Origin of the sequence: Arenibacter amylolyticus (genome assembly GCF_002150785.1) — a bacterium.
GTDB classification, from domain to species: Bacteria; Bacteroidota; Bacteroidia; order Flavobacteriales; family Flavobacteriaceae; genus Arenibacter; species Arenibacter amylolyticus.
In genome coordinates this window covers 1-16,201 of sequence record NZ_MTAZ01000030.1, presented here as the reverse complement: position 1 = coordinate 16,201, position 16,201 = coordinate 1, and the positions used below count along the sequence as shown (strand labels likewise).

Here is a 16,201-nt window from a genome sequence, read left to right as displayed (position 1 = left end):
AATAGTGACGGATAAATTTATTTTTTTAATCTTGTTTATGAAACGCAAAGCCAATTTTATAAAGAAGGGACAGTCGCTTCTTTTTGGAGCGCAAATCTTCGTAAATCGCTGGTTTTATCTAATCATAATTCAATATCCTATGTGTAAAAAATTTAATGGAATAAAAAGAAGTATAGTGGTGGGATTGGTTGCTTTGGCTATCTATAGCTGTAGCAGCTCTAAATTATCCCAGTCCTCGAAGCCTTTTCCTATTATCGCTAGTATGGATTTGGTGAACGTGGTGGGGGATAAGGTGAAGGTAACGGTAGATCCAGGACCTTTTCCTTCTGGAGGAGTCACTTTCTATATTCCGGCTATAGTGCCCGGTACCTATAGCGTGGATAATTATGGGAAATATATAGAACAGTTCCAGGCCTTAGACTACAAGGGGAAAGCGCTTGCTGTGGATCGGTTGGATGATAACGCTTGGTATATTGCCAATGCCAAGGATTTGGATAAGGTGGCTTATTGGGTGAACGACACCTATGATACGGAAGGCGAGGTGGAGGAAAAGGTTTTTTCACCGGCGGGGACCAATATTCTAGAGGGGGAGAACTTTATGTTGAACCTCCATGGATTTGTTGGCTATTTCACGGATCTTAAGGAGGTGCCCTATACGCTAAGGATTAAGGCGCCTAAAGGATTGGAGCCAGTTACAACTTTGGATAAGGGGACTATAGATGAACAAGACACTGGAGTGGATGTCTTTAAGGCTGATCGTTATTTCGAAATAATTGACAATCCTATTTTATACTCCAAACCCAATACCGAAACCTTTATCGTAAATGATATTGAGGTAACGCTAAGTGTGTACTCCCCTAATGGTTTGTATACGGCTACCGACCTCAAGGGGAGTATGGAGAAAATGATGGCCGGACAAAAGAAGTTTTTGGGAGATATCAATAGCACCAAGCAATATGCTATTTTATTGTACCTCTCTACCATGGAGGAGACGGATGCAAGTGGTTATGGTGCTTTGGAACACCATACTTCTACGGTAGTAGTGTTGCCAGAGGGGATGCCAAAAGATCGTTTAGAGGAAGCCTTGATTGATATTGTATCCCATGAGTTTTTCCATATTCTAACTCCTTTGAGTGTTCATTCGGAGGAAATACACTATTTCGATTTTAATGAGCCTAAAATGTCTCAGCATCTGTGGTTGTACGAAGGAACTACGGAATATTTTGCGAATCTCTTTCAAATTCATCAGGGTATCATCGCTGAGGAGGAGTTCTATGGACGATTAATGGATAAGGTAGCCAATTCTAGGTCTTATGATGATGAAATGTCCCTGACTCAACTGAGCAAAAATGTACTGGCCGAACCGTATAAGAGTAATTTTATCAATATTTACGAGAAGGGGGCTTTGGTGAATATGGCGCTCGATATTAGGCTTAGAGAATTGAGTAAGGGAGAGAAAGGGGTGTTGTGGCTTTTAAAGGAGTTGTCTAAAAAGTATGGGGAACACAGGCCCTTTGAAGATGACAAGCTAATAGCTGAAATTGTGGAGTTGACCTATCCCGAAATTCAAGAATTTTTTGATGTGCACGTTGTGGGGGATACTCCCTTAGATTATGAAGCGTATTGGAGTAAAGTGGGACTCCAGGTGATTTCTGAAGTGGATCCAAGCGGATATTTCTTTGATGGGGAGATGCCAATGATAGATGTAGATCCTAAAAAGATGAACCAAGTCTTTGTTAGGGAAGGTATCTCTCTGAGTTCTTTCTATGCTGATTTGGGCTTGCAGGGAGGAGATGTTATCCAAAGCATAGACGGCACGGTTATTACCTTGGAGAGTATGAGGCCAATTATAGGTCAAAGTTTTGGATGGACACCGGATAAGGAGATTGAGATAGTGGTGCTAAGGGATGGGAAAGAGCTATTGCTACGTGGTAAAGTGGGGGCGCCTACCATGGAGGTTAAAAAATTGGTTCCCGTAGCAGGAGTTACCCAAGAGCAGCAAAAACTTAGGGAATCCTGGTTAAAGGGATAACACATAGTTATTATTGGAAAAAGGCGCTCTAACAGCGCCTTTTTTTATGCCCTATTTCTTGTTTGCTGTATGTGTTTCTTGGTCAGTTACAGATGTCCACGGAGTCATGTGGTGCGTTTTTAGGAAAGATCTAGGCAAAGGCATCCCAATTGTCTTGTTTTGGTCTAGCAGGGCGCTACATTATTGTTGGGTGCGGTTTAAGGGCTATTTCGTGCAAAATCTAAGCTAGGTGGTTAGGCCTTATTGCGTTTTAAGCTGAATGGGAGTTGGGGTAGGGAAGGTTTTTCCTTCGGGAATATATAGCTCCATTTTGAAAATAAGAGACCTTGTAAGGCTAGGGAAAGGCACAAAAAAACCCGCTTTTTATATAAAAAGCGGGTCGTAGAGTATGGGTTGCTAGGATTATCCTAATGCAACTCTTTCAAAACCGGTTACTTCCAAGTTGGCGTCGAAAGTTTTTACGTATTCTGCAACGGTTTGTTTGCTATCTTTAATGAAAGCCTGATTTACCAAGGTATTGTCTTTAAAGAAACGGTTAAGTTTTCCTTTAGCAATATTGTCTAACATGGCTTCTGGCTTTCCTTCTTCGCGCAATTGGTCTTTAGCGATTTCTATTTCCTTGTCTATAACAGTTTGGTCTACACCATCCTCATTAAGAGCAATTGGGTTCATCGCAGCAGCTTGCATAGCTACATCCTTAGCAGCAACTTCAGCACCTTCAACAGCAGCAGAAAGTCCTACTAGGGTAGCAATCTTGTTTCCTGCGTGAATGTAAGAACCTACAAACGGAGCAGAAAGTCGGCTAAATCCGCCTATTTCAATCTTCTCACCAATAACACCAGTTTGTTCGGTAAGCTTGTCCTGTACCGTCATTCCGTTGAAATCGGCATTTAAGAAAGCTTCTTTGTTCTCGTGGTTCAAAGCAAGGTCAGCCAATTCATTAGCCAAGCTTACAAAAGAATCGTTCTTAGCAACAAAATCGGTCTCACAGTTCAAGGAGATAATAACTCCTGTAGTGTTATCGGCATTAACTTTAGCGATAGCAGCCCCTTCAGAAGATTCTCTGTCAGCTCTTTTAGCTGCTACTTTTTGTCCTTTTTTACGAAGGATTTCAATTGCGGTATCAAAATCTCCTTCAGCTTCAACTAGTGCCTTTTTGCAATCCATCATGCCTGCACCTGTTGTCTTTCTTAATTTATTTACCTCTGCGGCGGTAATTTTTGCCATTTTATTTTTGTTTTAATTCCCCCCTATAAAGAGAACATTGGTCTGCGTACAGGGGAGGGTTAAATTGATTTTCGATTATAGATTAAGAAGGTTGATCTATTCGTCGCTTTTAGTGCCTGCATCTTCTGTTTTAGGAAGTTCTTCGGCAGCCTTCTCTTCTTTCTTAGCTTCTTTGGCCTCAGGTGCTTCGGCAGTAGCCTTAACTTTTGCTTTCTTCTCCTTTGGCTTAGCGTTCTCCTTGCCTTCTTTTTCAGACTGCTTTTCAGATTTACGCTCGGCTAATCCTTCAGCAATAGCAGAAGTAACAGATTGCATAATGATATCGATAGACTTAGAAGCATCATCGTTAGATGGAACTACAAAGTCAATTTCTCTTGGATCACTATTGGTATCTACCATAGCGAAAATTGGAATGTTCAGCTTTTGAGCTTCCTTCACTGCAATGTGCTCGCGCATAGTATCTACAACGAAGATCGCTGCAGGAAGACGGGTCATATCGGAAATAGAACCTAAGTTCTTTTCTAATTTGGCACGTAAACGGTCTACCTGTAAACGCTCCTTTTTAGATAGCGTGTTAAAAGTTCCGTCTTTCTTCATTCTATCAATGCTAGCCATTTTCTTAACAGCTTTACGGATAGTAACAAAGTTAGTTAACATACCTCCAGGCCATCTTTCAGTGATGTAAGGCATATTTACATTCCCAGCTTTCTCGGCTACGATGTCTTTAGCTTGTTTTTTAGTGGCAACGAAAAGTACTTTTCTGCCGGATGCTGCAATTTTTCTAAGAGCCTCATTGGTCTCCTCTAGCTTTGCAACAGTTTTGTATAGGTTGATAACGTGGATTCCATTACGCTCCATGTAGATGTAGGGCGCCATGTTTGGATTCCATTTTCTGGTAAGGTGGCCAAAATGCACACCTGCCTCTAATAGGTCTTTTACTTCAATTTTACTAGCCATGTATTTTCTTAGTTTACGTTCCTTTGAATTAGCAATAATAAAGTGGTACCCAGCTAAGGGAGCCTTTACTATTTAGATGCTAAACTAATTTGCCGTTACTGGGTTCGAGGGCTACCCGGACCTAGCTCCAATGTAATTGGATCGGTATATTTTAATTGCCTTCTGTAAAGAAAGCTTTCAATGAACAATTTTTGACAATAGGATACTGTTGCCAGTATCGACTTAAATAAGGTAATATTAACGCTTAGAGAACTGAAATTTCTTACGAGCTTTCTTCTGTCCGTATTTCTTACGTTCTACCATTCTTGGATCTCTTGTTAAAAGACCTTCTGGCTTAAGCGCTGATCTGTGCTCTTCGTCCAATTCGCATAATGCTCTGGATAAGGCCAAACGAATTGCTTCTGCCTGTCCTGTAGTTCCGCCACCAAATACGTTAACGTTAACGTCAAAATTATCTACGTTATCAGTTAAAGTAAAAGGCTGCTGTACTTTGTACTGTAATGTTGCAGTAGGAAAGTAGGTAGCCAATTCTTTGTCGTTGATGGTTATTTTCCCATCTCCTTGAGTTAGGTAAACTCTGGCAACCGCTGTTTTTCTTCTGCCAATCTTATGAATTCTCTCCATTACCTTAGGTCGTTTAAGTTAATTGCTTTTGGTTTTTGCGCTTCCTGATTGTGCTCCGCTCCAGCATATACCTTAAGGTTTCTAAAAAGTGCTGCACCCAATTTGTTTTTAGGTAGCATCCCTTTTACAGATCGCTCGATAATACGCGCTGGATCTTTTGTCAACAATTCTTTGGCTGTTGTGAACCTTTGACCTCCTGGGTAGCCGGTGTAGCGAACGTAGGTTTTTGAATCCCACTTTTTGCCTGACAGGTTGATTTTATCGGCGTTGATGATAACAACGTTATCTCCGCAATCAACATGTGGCGTAAAACTTGGCTTGTACTTCCCTCTAAGTAACATTGCTACTTTAGAAGCAAGACGGCCCAATGTTTCTCCTTCAGCATCAACTAGTAACCATTCTTTGTCAACGGTTGCCTTATTGGCCGAAATCGTCTTGTAGCTTAATGTATCCACACTAATATATTTATTTATTAAACACTAAAATCCCGAATAACGGGCTGCAAATGTACAATTATTAAGTTGAATTACAAATGCTTGCTTCTTATTATTTTATAGAATTTATTTTTTCAATTTAATTTACACCTCTTCTTTATGGTTTACAATTAGGGAAGTAAGGGTTTGCCACGCTTAAATAATTTCAAATTCATGGTGTTTTGTGGTGGCTTTCAAATCTTTTTCTGATATAAATTTAATAGGCGCTGCAAAAATATAAAATGTCACCATAAGAGGCCTCAAGACTACTATGGGTATTTTAAAGTATCATCCTATGGGATTGTGGTGGATTACATAGGGCGAATAAAGGTGCTTAGTCCCTTTATGGTTGTTTAGTTGTAATTAACAAGGAAGCGCTAGCGGCCCCTGCCAAAGGGGAAGTTTTTTGGAGTTGTTTTTTCTAACCACCTATATAAGGTATAAAGGACCCCGTGTAGACGTGTGTCGTGGGGCCCTTTAGGGTTGTTATAGCAAAGCTTGATACACGGCTATGGGATACCTTATAATATAGGTGGGGGAAACTTCTGATCTAAAAGAAACAATTTCTAATGTGCTTCTAACCAATTTTCACCAACCCCTAGTTCTACGTCTAAGGGTACGGACAACTTATACGCATTTTCCATTTCCGTTTTAATCATGGTTTTAAGGGCTTCCAATTCGGGTTTGTACACGTCAAAGACCAATTCATCATGAACCTGAAGAAGCATTTTACTTTTGTAGTTGCCTTCTTTCAGTTTTCGGTGGATATGGATCATAGCTACCTTAATTATGTCTGCTGCACTTCCTTGTATGGGGGCATTTACCGCATTTCTTTCTGCGGCACCCCTAACTACTGCATTACTTCCATTGATATCCCTTAGGTACCTGCGCCTTCCCAATACTGTTTGTACATAACCGTTTTCACGGGCAAAATCTATTTGCTCGCTGATGTAATTACGGAGCTTGGGGTAGGTTTTGTAATAGGTGTCTATCAGGTCTTTTGCTTCCGCACGTGAAAGATCGGTCTGATTGCTCAATCCAAAGGCCGATACCCCATATATAATTCCAAAGTTTACGGTCTTGGCGTTGCTTCGTTGTTCTCTGGTAACTTCCTCCAAGGGTACATTAAATACTTTGGAGGCGGTGGAAGCGTGAATATCCTCTCCATTTTTAAATGCTTCTATCATGGTAGATTCCTCACTCAATGCAGCAATGATGCGCAATTCTATCTGGGAGTAATCTGCCGCCAATAAAACGTAGTCCTCGTTTCTGGGTACAAAGGCTTTTCTCACTTGTCTGCCTCTTTCTGTACGGATGGGGATATTTTGTAGGTTGGGGTTGTTGCTGCTTAAACGGCCCGTTGCGGCTACCGTTTGCATATAGTCTGTGTGCACCCTTCCTGTGCTTTCCTCTATTTGTAAGGGTAGGGCATCTATATAGGTGCTTTTAAGTTTGCTGAGCCCTCTATAGTCTAATACGTTCCTGATGATTTGATGATCCTTGGCCAGGGTAGAAAGTACGTCCTCGGCCGTGGAATATTGTCCCGTTCTAGTCTTTTTTGGCTTGGCGACTAGTTTAAGCTTGTCAAATAATATTTCTCCCAGCTGTTTAGGGGAGGCAATATTGAACTCTTCCCCAGCTTCCTTGAATATTTCCTGCTCTAAATTCTTTATATCGTTGTCTAGGTCTTTGGCAAGGGAGTTTAAAAACTCCTTGTCTAGATTAATCCCTTCCAATTCCATGTCTGCCAATACCTTTAGAAGTGGAATTTCTATATCGTTGAAGAGGTCTTGTGTTTTGGCCTCTTCTAATTCTGGTCTGAAATGTTGTGCCAACTGAAAAGTGATGTCCGCATCCTCTACCGCGTATTCGGTCTGTTTCTGCAAGTCTACCTCCCTCATAGAAAGTTGGTTTTTTCCTTTTTTACCTAACAGGTCGGTAATAGGGATGGGAGTATAATTTAAGTAGGTTTCCGCTAGGACGTCCATATTGTGGCGCATATCTGGATTAATCAGGTAATGGGCCAGCATGGTATCAAAACACTTGCCTTTTACGGTAACCCCATACTTGTGTAATACCTTAATATCGTATTTTAAGTTTTGACCAATTTTCTCAATGGATTCCGATTCAAAAAATGGTTTCAAGAGGTTAATTAGTTCCTGCGCCTCGGATCTGTCCTCCGGGAAGGGAACATAAAAGCCTTTTCCGGCTTCCCAGCTGAAGGCGATGCCAACCAGTTCTGCGGTAAGTGAATTTAACCCAGTAGTTTCCGTATCAAAACAAACGGCTGGCTGCTTCATGAGGTTTTTCAGGAATAGTTTCATGGCCATTCCGGGTGCCACGCTCTGGTAAACATGGGGAGTGTTGGCTATGGTGTTTCTACTGGAGAACTCTTCCACAGTGCCACCAGAATCTTTGTCGCCCCCTCCAAATAAAGAGAATTGACCGCTCCCAGCGGTAGCGGGTTCTTTTTTTGCTGTGCTGTCCTTTTTTTCCTTGTCATTTTCGCCATTGGCCTCAGCAGGTTCCGTAGAGAAGAGTTTAATGAACTGGTCTTTTAGTCTTCTAAATTCCAGTTCTTCAAATAATTCTTGCACCTTATCCCCATCGGGCATGGTAAGTTCGTAATCCGTAGCATTGAAAGTTACATCACAGTCCGTGTGTATAGTCGCTAATTTTTTGGAAAGCAGGCCTAATTCGGCATTCTCAATGACCCTTTCCTTCATTTTTCCTTTTAGTTGATCTGTATTGGCTAGGAGGTTCTCCATGGAGCCGTACTCTGCGATAAATTTTCTGGCGGTTTTGTCTCCAACTCCAGGAAGTCCTGGGATATTATCACTGGCATCGCCCATCATTCCCAGGTAATCTATGACCTGTTCTGGATGGTCCACGCCAAAGCGCTTTTGAATCTCGGGAATACCCCAAATCTCAATCCCATTCCCCATACGGGCAGGGCGGTACATGAAAATATTTTCGGATACCAACTGTCCAAAATCCTTGTCAGGGGTAACCATATAAACTTGGTAGTCCTCTTTTTCAGCTTGTTTGGCCAGGGTGCCTATAATGTCATCGGCCTCCCAGCCCTCCAGTTCCACTACTGGGATATGCATTGCTTTTAGGATTTCCTGTATATAGGGTACGGCAATCTTTATTGCATCTGGGGTAGCATCCCGGTTGGCTTTATATTCAGGGAAAAGTTCGGTGCGGTCTACACTTCCGCCCTTGTCAAAGCAAACGGCCAAGTGATCTGGTTTTTCCCGTCGGATTACATCCAGTAAGGAGTTCATGAACCCCATGATTGCAGAGGTGTCCATTCCCTTGGAATTTATTCGAGGGTTTTTGATTAGGGCATAGTAACCCCTAAAAATAAGGGCATAAGCATCTAGTAGAAAAAGTTTTTTTTGTTCAGCCATTTTATTGGATTGTTTCCGAAGTAATTTTTATTTGTAAATAGATTATGCCTTTAAAAAGGAGTCCGATGGGTTGTTTGTATGTCCCTCTTCGGAGTAGGTGCGATAACTAAACCCAGGGTGAATACAATAGCCTCCTGTTTCACCTTTTTTATTAATAGCGATGAAGCCTATTTGAAAGTCCTTACGGTCCTTGTTCTTTTCCATGATTCGCTTTACGCCTTCCTCGCAAGCTTCTTGGGGCGACATTCCCTGTCTCATTAATTCTACGATGAGAAAACTGCCTACGGTTCGGACTACCTCTTCTCCAACCCCAGTAGCGGTAGCTCCGCCTACGGCATTGTCCACAAAGAGTCCGGCACCAATGATGGGCGAATCGCCAACGCGTCCGGCCATTTTATAGGCCATTCCGCTAGTGGTGCAAGCCCCGGCTATATCCCCGTCCTTGTCTATGGCCAACATCCCTATAGTGTCGTGATTTTCTATGTTGATTATAGTTTCGTATTGGGAATTCTTCTTCCATTCTAACCAATCTTTCTTGGCTTTTTCGGTAAGTAAATTGGTCTTGGGAAAACCTTGCTCATAGGCAAACTGCTCTGCTCCCTTGCCTACCAACATAACATGTGGGGTCTCTTCCATCACCTTTCTGGCCACGCTTATAGGATGCGCTATATTCTCCAAGCACAAGACCGCTCCACAATTGGCATCCTTGTCCATGATGCAGGCATCCAAAGTGACACGGCCATCCCTATCTGGTCTGCCGCCAACACCAACCGTCTCATTGTTGATGTCTGCCTCCTCTACCATTACTCCTTGCTCCACCGCATCCAATGAAGATCCTCCTTTTTCTAGTACCTCCCAGGCTTTAGCAGTAGCATTCATAAAATTCCATGTGCAAATGGCAATGGGTCTTATGGTTTTGGAACTATCGCTGCCAGCAAGCTTTTTTGATGAATTTTCCTGGCAAGAGGTTAAAAAAGGGACGGATAACATACCCGCGGTGGTAAGGGTAGAATTTTTGAGGAAGTTTCTTCTTTTCATTGGATTCTGTTACTTATTTTTAAGGTCCTAAATATAAGAAATATGATTGTAGAAGTGTGCGCCAATTCTTTAGAATCTGCTTTAAACGCCCAAAATGCTGGTGCTGACCGAATTGAATTGTGTGCAGAGCTCGGGGTAGGTGGGGTAACCCCTTCCTATGGCTTGTTAAAAGCGATAAGAAAACATATAACAATTCCCGTAAATGTGCTGATTAGGCCCAGAAGTGGTGATTTTACCTATTCCGAATCGGAATTTGGAATAATGAAGGAAAATATTGCCTTGTGCAAGAAATTGGGATTTAACGGAATAGTTTCTGGGGTATTGCATTCAGATTTTAGTTTGGATGTGGAGCGTACCAAGGAACTGTTGAAAATCTCCTCGCCGCTGGAGTTCACTTTCCATCGTGCGTTCGATTGGGTGACAGACCCCATGAAAACATTAAAGCAATTGGAAAAGATGGGGGTGGCTACCATTCTAAGCAGTGGGCAGCAGAAGACCTGCGAGGAAGGTTTGGAACTGTTGTGGGAGTTGCAAAAAAATACGCAGGGTCTAGTTATTATGCCTGGAGGAGGTATACGGGATACCAATGTGCATATCTTTAAAGAGAAGGGGTTTGCAGCAGTGCATTTGTCGGGTATCCAATTTCATAAAACCTTGGCCCAGAAACCGGAGATTCCGATGAGTTCTCCTAGTTTTTTAAGGGACGACGAAGTAGGGGTTAGTAGTCTGGAGGTCTTGCGAAATGTAGTGTGTAGGGTAAAAGAATAGGAGTGGTGCCATGCCTAGTGGTTGAAAACCAATATCTTTACTAAAAAATAAATACATGCTTAGATGGATCGTTTTTGTTATTTTATATGTTCTTCTGGCAATTTATACCTTGCAAGCACTTAGGACAGTCACTAGGTTTCCCTGGGTGTATTACGGAGGGATGGCGCTTTCCTTGTTGGTGCTAGGTAATTTTATTTATCAATTCACCTTGGGCGATACCCCAGGGAGGGTTTTAAACGTTCCCAAAAGTTACGCCTTTGGTTTGCTGATGGCTATCTTGTCCTTTAAGGTTATTACCATTATCTTTCTGTTCTCGGAGGATATATTTAGATTTCTATCCGGACTGTATTTAAAGGTAAACGGTACTCCAAAAGTTTTTAGTTTGCCGGAGCGAAGGCGATTTTTGAGTGTGATTGCCTTGAGTATTGCGGCCTTGCCTTTTTCCGCTTTGCTTTATGGGATGTATAGGGGGAAGTATAATTTTAAGGTGTTGCGCTATCAAATGGAGTTTGAGGATCTGCCCGATAGTTTTGACGGTTACCGAATAACGCAAGTTTCCGATTTTCATTGTGGCAGTTTTGATAACAGAAAGAAAATTGCCTATGGCATAGATTTAATCAATAGGCAAAAAAGTGATTTGCTGCTGTTTACGGGGGATATGGTGAACAATATGGCGAAGGAAATGCTGCCGTGGAAGGATCTCTTGGCTAGTCTGGAAGCGAAGGATGGGAAGTTTTCTGTTTTGGGGAATCATGATTATGGGGATTATGTAGAGTGGGAAACCGAGAAGGAAAAGAGGGAGAATCTAGAGATGTTGATGGAGTTGCAGCGCGAAATAGGTTTCGATCTAATGCTTAATGAAAGTAGGTATCTCAAAAGAGGTGCGGATAAAATTGCCTTAGTAGGGGTAGAGAATTGGGGGAGAGGAGGCTTTAAAAAAGCGGGGGATCTTAACAAAGCTACGGCCCAGATACATAAAGATGATTTTAAGATCTTAATGAGTCATGATCCCTCGCATTGGGAAGATCAGGTTTTGAAACACCCCTATCACTACCACCTTACCCTGTGCGGACATACTCATGGAATGCAGTTTGGGATAGAGATACCGGGCTGGATAAAATGGAGTCCGGCAAAATGGCGCTATAAATACTGGGCGGGGGTTTATGAAGAGTTGGGACAGCTGATTAACGTGAATCGCGGATTTGGATTTTTGGGGTACCCAGGGAGAGTAGGTATCTGGCCCGAAATTACCGTAATCACCCTAAAAAAGAAGTTGGTTGCCTAAGGGAGGCAGCGCTAGGCTCCATAAAAACAGGGCGGACGATGGTTTTTTGGCATTTTTTCTTATTTTTGATTGATAAAGCAACGAATACTATATGTCTAAGTTTGGAGATTTAATTGATATCAGCGGTCCGGTATTATTGGACTTTTATGCCGAATGGAATGAGCAATCCACCGCCATGCATGCGGTTTTAAAGGATGTTGCCGCAGCATTAGGCGATAAAGGCAAGGTGATAAAAATTGATGTGGATAAAAATAAAGAGCTGGCCCAAGCCCTTAGGGTGAAGGGGCTTCCTACCCTCATGATCTATAAAAAAGGAGAAATGGTATGGCGGCAGAGTGGGGAGCAAGATGCCAATACATTGATTGGTATCTTAAACGAGTATATCTAATACGATAAAAGCATAAAAAAACCGGGACTTTAGTTCCCGGTTTTTTTTATGCGCTGTTGTACCCTTTATTGAATAGGGGTAATGCTATCCAATTCCTGCTCTGGGATAATATCCAAGGCTGTAGAGTCTACCTCTCCTGGCTCTTCTTCTGGCAGCATGTCTTCTACGGCATCGCTTCTGTAAAAGCGTTCGAACTTGGCAATGTATTCGTTGAAAACAAGGGTTTCTTTTTCTGCCATATTTTTCTCCTTGTTGTTGATCAGGATGTCTATTATTCTACTGTAGGCTTCTAGATCCGGGATAATATCGTCTAGGAACATGCGCTGATCTTCAAAGGGAAGACTAACATAGTAATCTAAGTGTTCCTGATATATGGTCTTTAGTTTTTGGTAGAGTTCACGTGCCTTTTCAGTTTCACCTACTTTAAAATAGCCATCTACAAAAGGTTCTACAAATGCATAGTATCCAAAATATTCCACGGGCATGTTCTCCATGGCAATATCTATGATTTCCTTTGCTTTTTCTATTTTATTCTCTTGGATTAAGGCCTCCGTTAAACGAGCCAAATTTCCGCGGAAAGATAGTGCTTGGGTCCGTGTCTGTACGTCGTGATAAATGTCTGGGCTCCCAGCGTTGCCCCATTCCCATTTTTTTACGATATCGTACATTAAATCGGTATCTATCCTTCCCATTTCATAGCTATTCCTGTTCTGGGTTTTAATAGGTACCAATTTATAGGCCAATCCATCTAGTTGCAGGTAATCCTTCATCCAGATATATTCTGCAGGATCAAAACTTCCGCCAGAAAAATAGATAGGACGCTTCCAATCGTTGTTGGCAATGATATCCAACATAAGGATCCTGTTTTTGGGTAAGGCCGATTTTGGAAGGTCAATATCAATATAGTCTACAATAAGGGCAGAGTCTTTGGCTTTCACCAAGCCGCTCTCCAGAACATTTTTCTTGTTTACGGGGATCCTGATCTTATTGGTGGGGTAGAATACTACGTCCAGATTGTTTTCCGAATATTGGCTAAGATCGGCTCCTTGTCGCTTTAAGATGCTCTTAAATTTGGTTTCTTCCCTGTCGCTATCTATCCAATTCATGAAATCTTTTATGTTCCATCGGTTTTCCGTTAAACCATTATAGTAGATGGCATCTCTGGTACCAAACCTATATTTTTCGTGAGTTAGCTGAGACGGGATTGGCTCACTTTCATAGGCCTGCATTTTCATTTGGTCTATGTACCAGTCCGTGGCAAAAAGGCTGGTGTTCACCACCCGTACATCTGTGCGGAAACCTTCTATCTCCTGTACATACCAAAGGGGGAAGGTATCGTTGTCCCCTATGGTAAATATAATAGCACCGGCATTTTCCTGTGTAGAAGACAGGTAAGCCATGGCGGTAGTCCTTGCGGTATATCGATTAGATCGGTCGTGGTCGTCCCAATTTTGGAATGCCATTACCCCAGGTACAGCCAGTAGGCAAAGTAAGGTGATTGCCGGGGCCAGTATTTTGGGTTTTAATAATTTTCGGAATTCCTCAAAGAGTCCGTAGACCCCTAGGCCAATCCATATCGCAAAAATATAGAACGATCCCACTAGGGAGTAGTCCCGTTCCCTAGGTTGAAAAATGCCGGGGTTGGTATAAAATTGTATGGCAATTCCGGTGAAAATAAAGAATACAAACAGCACCCAAAATTGCTTCGGGTTTTTGCTGATCTGAAATATGAGTCCAATAATCCCCAATAGTAAGGGTAAGAAGAAGTAGGTGTTCCTTCCCTTGTTGTTTTTGATGTCGCTGGGCAGGTTTTCCTGACTGCCTAGGCGAACACTATCTACAAAGTTGATACCGCTAAGCCAGTTTCCGTGATTGTTGTACCTACCTTGTATGTCGTCTTGTTTTCCAACAAAATTCCACATAAAATAGCGCCAATACATATAGTTAAACTGAAACTGGAACATATAGCTGATGTTTTGCATCAACGTAGGAGGTTGCACATCTATATATTCACTAAACTCCCTTAAAAATCGTATATACTGGGAAGTGTCTATTTCACCTCTGGCATACCCATCCCTAAAGCGGCCTACCGCTTCCCTTAGTTCGGTATTTCCTAGGTAGGACGATTTTATCTTGAATTCTAGCGGGTAAAAATACTTCATGTAATTCTCCGCATTCTGCTCGCTCCACAAGCGGGGTAAGAATCCAACGTGATTGGGGTTGGGGCCTTGTAAAGCGTTCTTGTATTTATTTACAATGATGTATTTTCCAGTCTCATAGTCTTTCTCGTACTTGGGTTGCTCGTCCCTTTCTTCACCTGGGGAGGCAAAGGTGTTGGAATAGTAGGCGCCGTAAAACGGACTGTCTACCCCTGGGTATTGCTCTCTATTGTAGTATGCTAATAATGACCTGGCATCCGAGGGGTCGTTTTCATTAATCACCACATCGGCATTGGCCCTTATTGGAAGCATTAACCAAGAAGAAAAGCCCAAGAACAAAAACATAAGGCATAGCGTAATGGTGTTTGCTGTGACATAGTGGTTCTTTCTGGTATAACGAAGTGCAAAAAAGAAAATCCCAATAAAAATAAGCCCCATTATTATGGTACCCGAATTAAAGGGGAGTCCAAGATTGTTAATGAAAAACACCTCGCTCCATCCAAAAAGTTTTAATACGTAGGTGAGCGAAAATTTGTAAACCAACAGTAAAATGGCCACCGAGATAATATTGGCCAATAGAAAGTTCTTTATGGTTGTGGTCTTGTATTTCTTAAAGTAGTATAACAGTCCAATAGAAGGGATTGCTAAGAAGCCCATAAACTGAATACCAAAGGTGAGTCCCACTACAAAGGAAATGAGAATAATCCATTTATTGCCTCTAGGGTTATCCAAATCATCTACCCATTTTAGACCTAGCCATAGAAGGAGGGCCATAATAAGACTGGCCATGGCGTATACTTCTGTTTCTACGGCGTTAAACCAAAAGCTATCCGAAAAGGTAAAGGCCAAAGAGCCTACCAATCCGCTACCTAAGATGGCAATGGCCTTGCTATTGGTCAGTTCTTCTTTTTTTGCAATGAGTTTTTTGGTGAGGTTGGTAATGGTCCAGAACATGAGGAGAATGGTGAAGGCGCTGGAAACGGCCGACATCATATTGACCATTTTTGCAACTTGGTTTGCCTCTAGGGCAAACATGGCAAAAAACGCCCCTATAATTTGATATAGTGGGGCTCCTGGTGGGTGACCTACCTGTAATTTAGCGGAAGTGGAAATGTATTCCCCGGCATCCCAATAACTAGCGGTGGGTTCTACAGTAAGGGTATAAACGGTTAGGGCTATAAAAAAAACAAACCATCCAGTGATGGTGTCCCATTTTTTAAAGTTAGTTACAAGCATTTGGTTTGTTGTTTTGCAAAAGGGCGAATTTACTAATTATATAATATAAACAGCCATTTTTTCTTAAACCTTTAACAGGTATAATGCGCTTTTAATGTTACTTGTAAATGGTAGGCTTGCATGTTTGGAATAGAAGGAGGGTGTAGGTGTTTGGGGGTTTAAAGGTGAAATATGAGTGGGTGAATTGGCTGGGGGAAAAGCATTTTTTCACTATTTTTGTAAAATGATGTCAAAATGTTTGTGGATATAAAACTTTGTTCTAAATTTGCACGCTGAATTACGGTAATGGTCTATGGTGTAATTGGCAACACAGCTGGTTTTGGTCCAGTCGTTCTAGGTTCGAGTCCTAGTAGACCAACAAAAATTTCCCGCAAAGCATTGATACAAATGGATTGCGGGATTTTTGTTTTTAGGGGTGTCTTTTTAAGGCTTTTTTTGATGTTGGCAGTTAAGAGATCATGACTAGTTGTTGTGTTTATGTAAATGATTAATTCTGATTTAAGTAGGGCTTATTATTCGGATTTCAATTAAACTATACCTTTCCCCCTCAATCAAAATACCTTTCATTTTACTCAAGAATTGTTATTTGTTTTCTAATGGA

General features: G+C 41.8%; 11 protein-coding genes and 1 tRNA gene. 5 read left to right on the top strand and 7 right to left on the bottom strand.

What is annotated here, in order from left to right:
* Positions 1-139: 139 nt before the first annotated feature.
* Positions 140-2,032, top strand: coding sequence for a M61 family metallopeptidase (locus BV214_RS11590; protein WP_086477704.1), 1,893 nt, complete (start codon positions 140-142; stop codon positions 2,030-2,032).
* Between the two features lie 402 nt (positions 2,033-2,434).
* Here the strand turns inward: BV214_RS11590 and tsf are convergent, their stop codons facing one another.
* From tsf to BV214_RS11560, 6 genes are all read right to left on the bottom strand, one after another.
* Positions 2,435-3,259, bottom strand: coding sequence for a translation elongation factor Ts (tsf, locus tag BV214_RS11585; protein ID WP_086477673.1), 825 nt, complete (start codon positions 3,257-3,259; stop codon positions 2,435-2,437).
* A gap of 96 nt (positions 3,260-3,355) precedes the next feature.
* Positions 3,356-4,216: a 30S ribosomal protein S2 gene (gene rpsB / locus BV214_RS11580; protein ID WP_086477672.1), complete on the bottom strand. Its 861-nt coding sequence runs from the start codon at positions 4,214-4,216 to the stop codon at positions 3,356-3,358.
* Between the two features lie 237 nt (positions 4,217-4,453).
* Positions 4,454-4,840 (bottom strand): 30S ribosomal protein S9, encoded by a 387-nt coding sequence (rpsI, locus tag BV214_RS11575; RefSeq protein ID WP_086477671.1) that lies wholly within the window; start codon positions 4,838-4,840, stop codon positions 4,454-4,456.
* Positions 4,840-5,295: a 50S ribosomal protein L13 gene (gene rplM, locus BV214_RS11570; protein WP_086477670.1), complete on the bottom strand. Its 456-nt coding sequence runs from the start codon at positions 5,293-5,295 to the stop codon at positions 4,840-4,842. Before rplM ends, rpsI begins: the two co-directional genes overlap by 1 nt.
* Positions 5,296-5,879: 584 nt before the next feature.
* Positions 5,880-8,726: a DNA polymerase I gene (gene polA, locus BV214_RS11565; protein WP_086477669.1), complete on the bottom strand. Its 2,847-nt coding sequence runs from the start codon at positions 8,724-8,726 to the stop codon at positions 5,880-5,882.
* Between the two features lie 42 nt (positions 8,727-8,768).
* The gene (locus BV214_RS11560) at positions 8,769-9,764 is read right to left on the bottom strand and encodes an isoaspartyl peptidase/L-asparaginase family protein (protein WP_086477668.1); all 996 of its coding nucleotides are present in this window, start codon (positions 9,762-9,764) and stop codon (positions 8,769-8,771) included.
* 42 nt (positions 9,765-9,806) lie between these two features.
* On the opposite strand from BV214_RS11560, the gene BV214_RS11555 reads away from it, so the two are divergent.
* From BV214_RS11555 to BV214_RS11545, 3 genes are all read left to right on the top strand, one after another.
* Positions 9,807-10,532 (top strand): copper homeostasis protein CutC, encoded by a 726-nt coding sequence (locus BV214_RS11555; RefSeq protein WP_086477667.1) that lies wholly within the window; start codon positions 9,807-9,809, stop codon positions 10,530-10,532.
* Positions 10,533-10,587: 55 nt separating this feature from the next.
* Positions 10,588-11,817 carry a metallophosphoesterase gene (locus BV214_RS11550; RefSeq protein ID WP_086477666.1) on the top strand — a complete coding sequence of 410 codons (1,230 nt, stop codon included), beginning with the start codon at positions 10,588-10,590 and terminating at the stop codon, positions 11,815-11,817.
* A gap of 91 nt (positions 11,818-11,908) precedes the next feature.
* The gene (locus BV214_RS11545) at positions 11,909-12,205 is read left to right on the top strand and encodes a thioredoxin family protein (protein ID WP_086477665.1); all 297 of its coding nucleotides are present in this window, start codon (positions 11,909-11,911) and stop codon (positions 12,203-12,205) included.
* A 65-nt stretch (positions 12,206-12,270) separates the two neighbouring features.
* Here the strand turns inward: BV214_RS11545 and BV214_RS11540 are convergent, their stop codons facing one another.
* A complete protein-coding gene (locus tag BV214_RS11540) occupies positions 12,271-15,600 on the bottom strand; it encodes a glycosyltransferase family 117 protein (protein ID WP_086477664.1) in 3,330 nt (1,109 codons plus the stop codon).
* A gap of 286 nt (positions 15,601-15,886) precedes the next feature.
* Between BV214_RS11540 and BV214_RS11535 the strand changes: the two genes are divergently transcribed.
* A tRNA-Gln gene (locus tag BV214_RS11535) sits at positions 15,887-15,958 on the top strand.
* The last annotated feature ends 243 nt before the right edge of the window (positions 15,959-16,201 follow it).

What these genes read in the sequence shown, in the direction of transcription:
- BV214_RS11545 (WP_086477665.1), top strand. Translation starts at nt 11,909, where the DNA reads ATGTCTAAGTTTGGAGATTTAATTGATATCAGCGGTCCGGTATTATTG.
- BV214_RS11590 (WP_086477704.1), top strand. Translation starts at nt 140, where the DNA reads ATGTGTAAAAAATTTAATGGAATAAAAAGAAGTATAGTGGTGGGATTG.
- polA (WP_086477669.1), bottom strand. Translation starts at nt 8,726, where the DNA reads ATGGCTGAACAAAAAAAACTTTTTCTACTAGATGCTTATGCCCTTATT.
- BV214_RS11540 (WP_086477664.1), bottom strand. Translation starts at nt 15,600, where the DNA reads ATGCTTGTAACTAACTTTAAAAAATGGGACACCATCACTGGATGGTTT.
- BV214_RS11550 (WP_086477666.1), top strand. Translation starts at nt 10,588, where the DNA reads ATGCTTAGATGGATCGTTTTTGTTATTTTATATGTTCTTCTGGCAATT.
- rpsB (WP_086477672.1), bottom strand. Translation starts at nt 4,216, where the DNA reads ATGGCTAGTAAAATTGAAGTAAAAGACCTATTAGAGGCAGGTGTGCAT.
- BV214_RS11560 (WP_086477668.1), bottom strand. Translation starts at nt 9,764, where the DNA reads ATGAAAAGAAGAAACTTCCTCAAAAATTCTACCCTTACCACCGCGGGT.
- tsf (WP_086477673.1), bottom strand. Translation starts at nt 3,259, where the DNA reads ATGGCAAAAATTACCGCCGCAGAGGTAAATAAATTAAGAAAGACAACA.
- rpsI (WP_086477671.1), bottom strand. Translation starts at nt 4,840, where the DNA reads ATGGAGAGAATTCATAAGATTGGCAGAAGAAAAACAGCGGTTGCCAGA.
- BV214_RS11555 (WP_086477667.1), top strand. Translation starts at nt 9,807, where the DNA reads ATGATTGTAGAAGTGTGCGCCAATTCTTTAGAATCTGCTTTAAACGCC.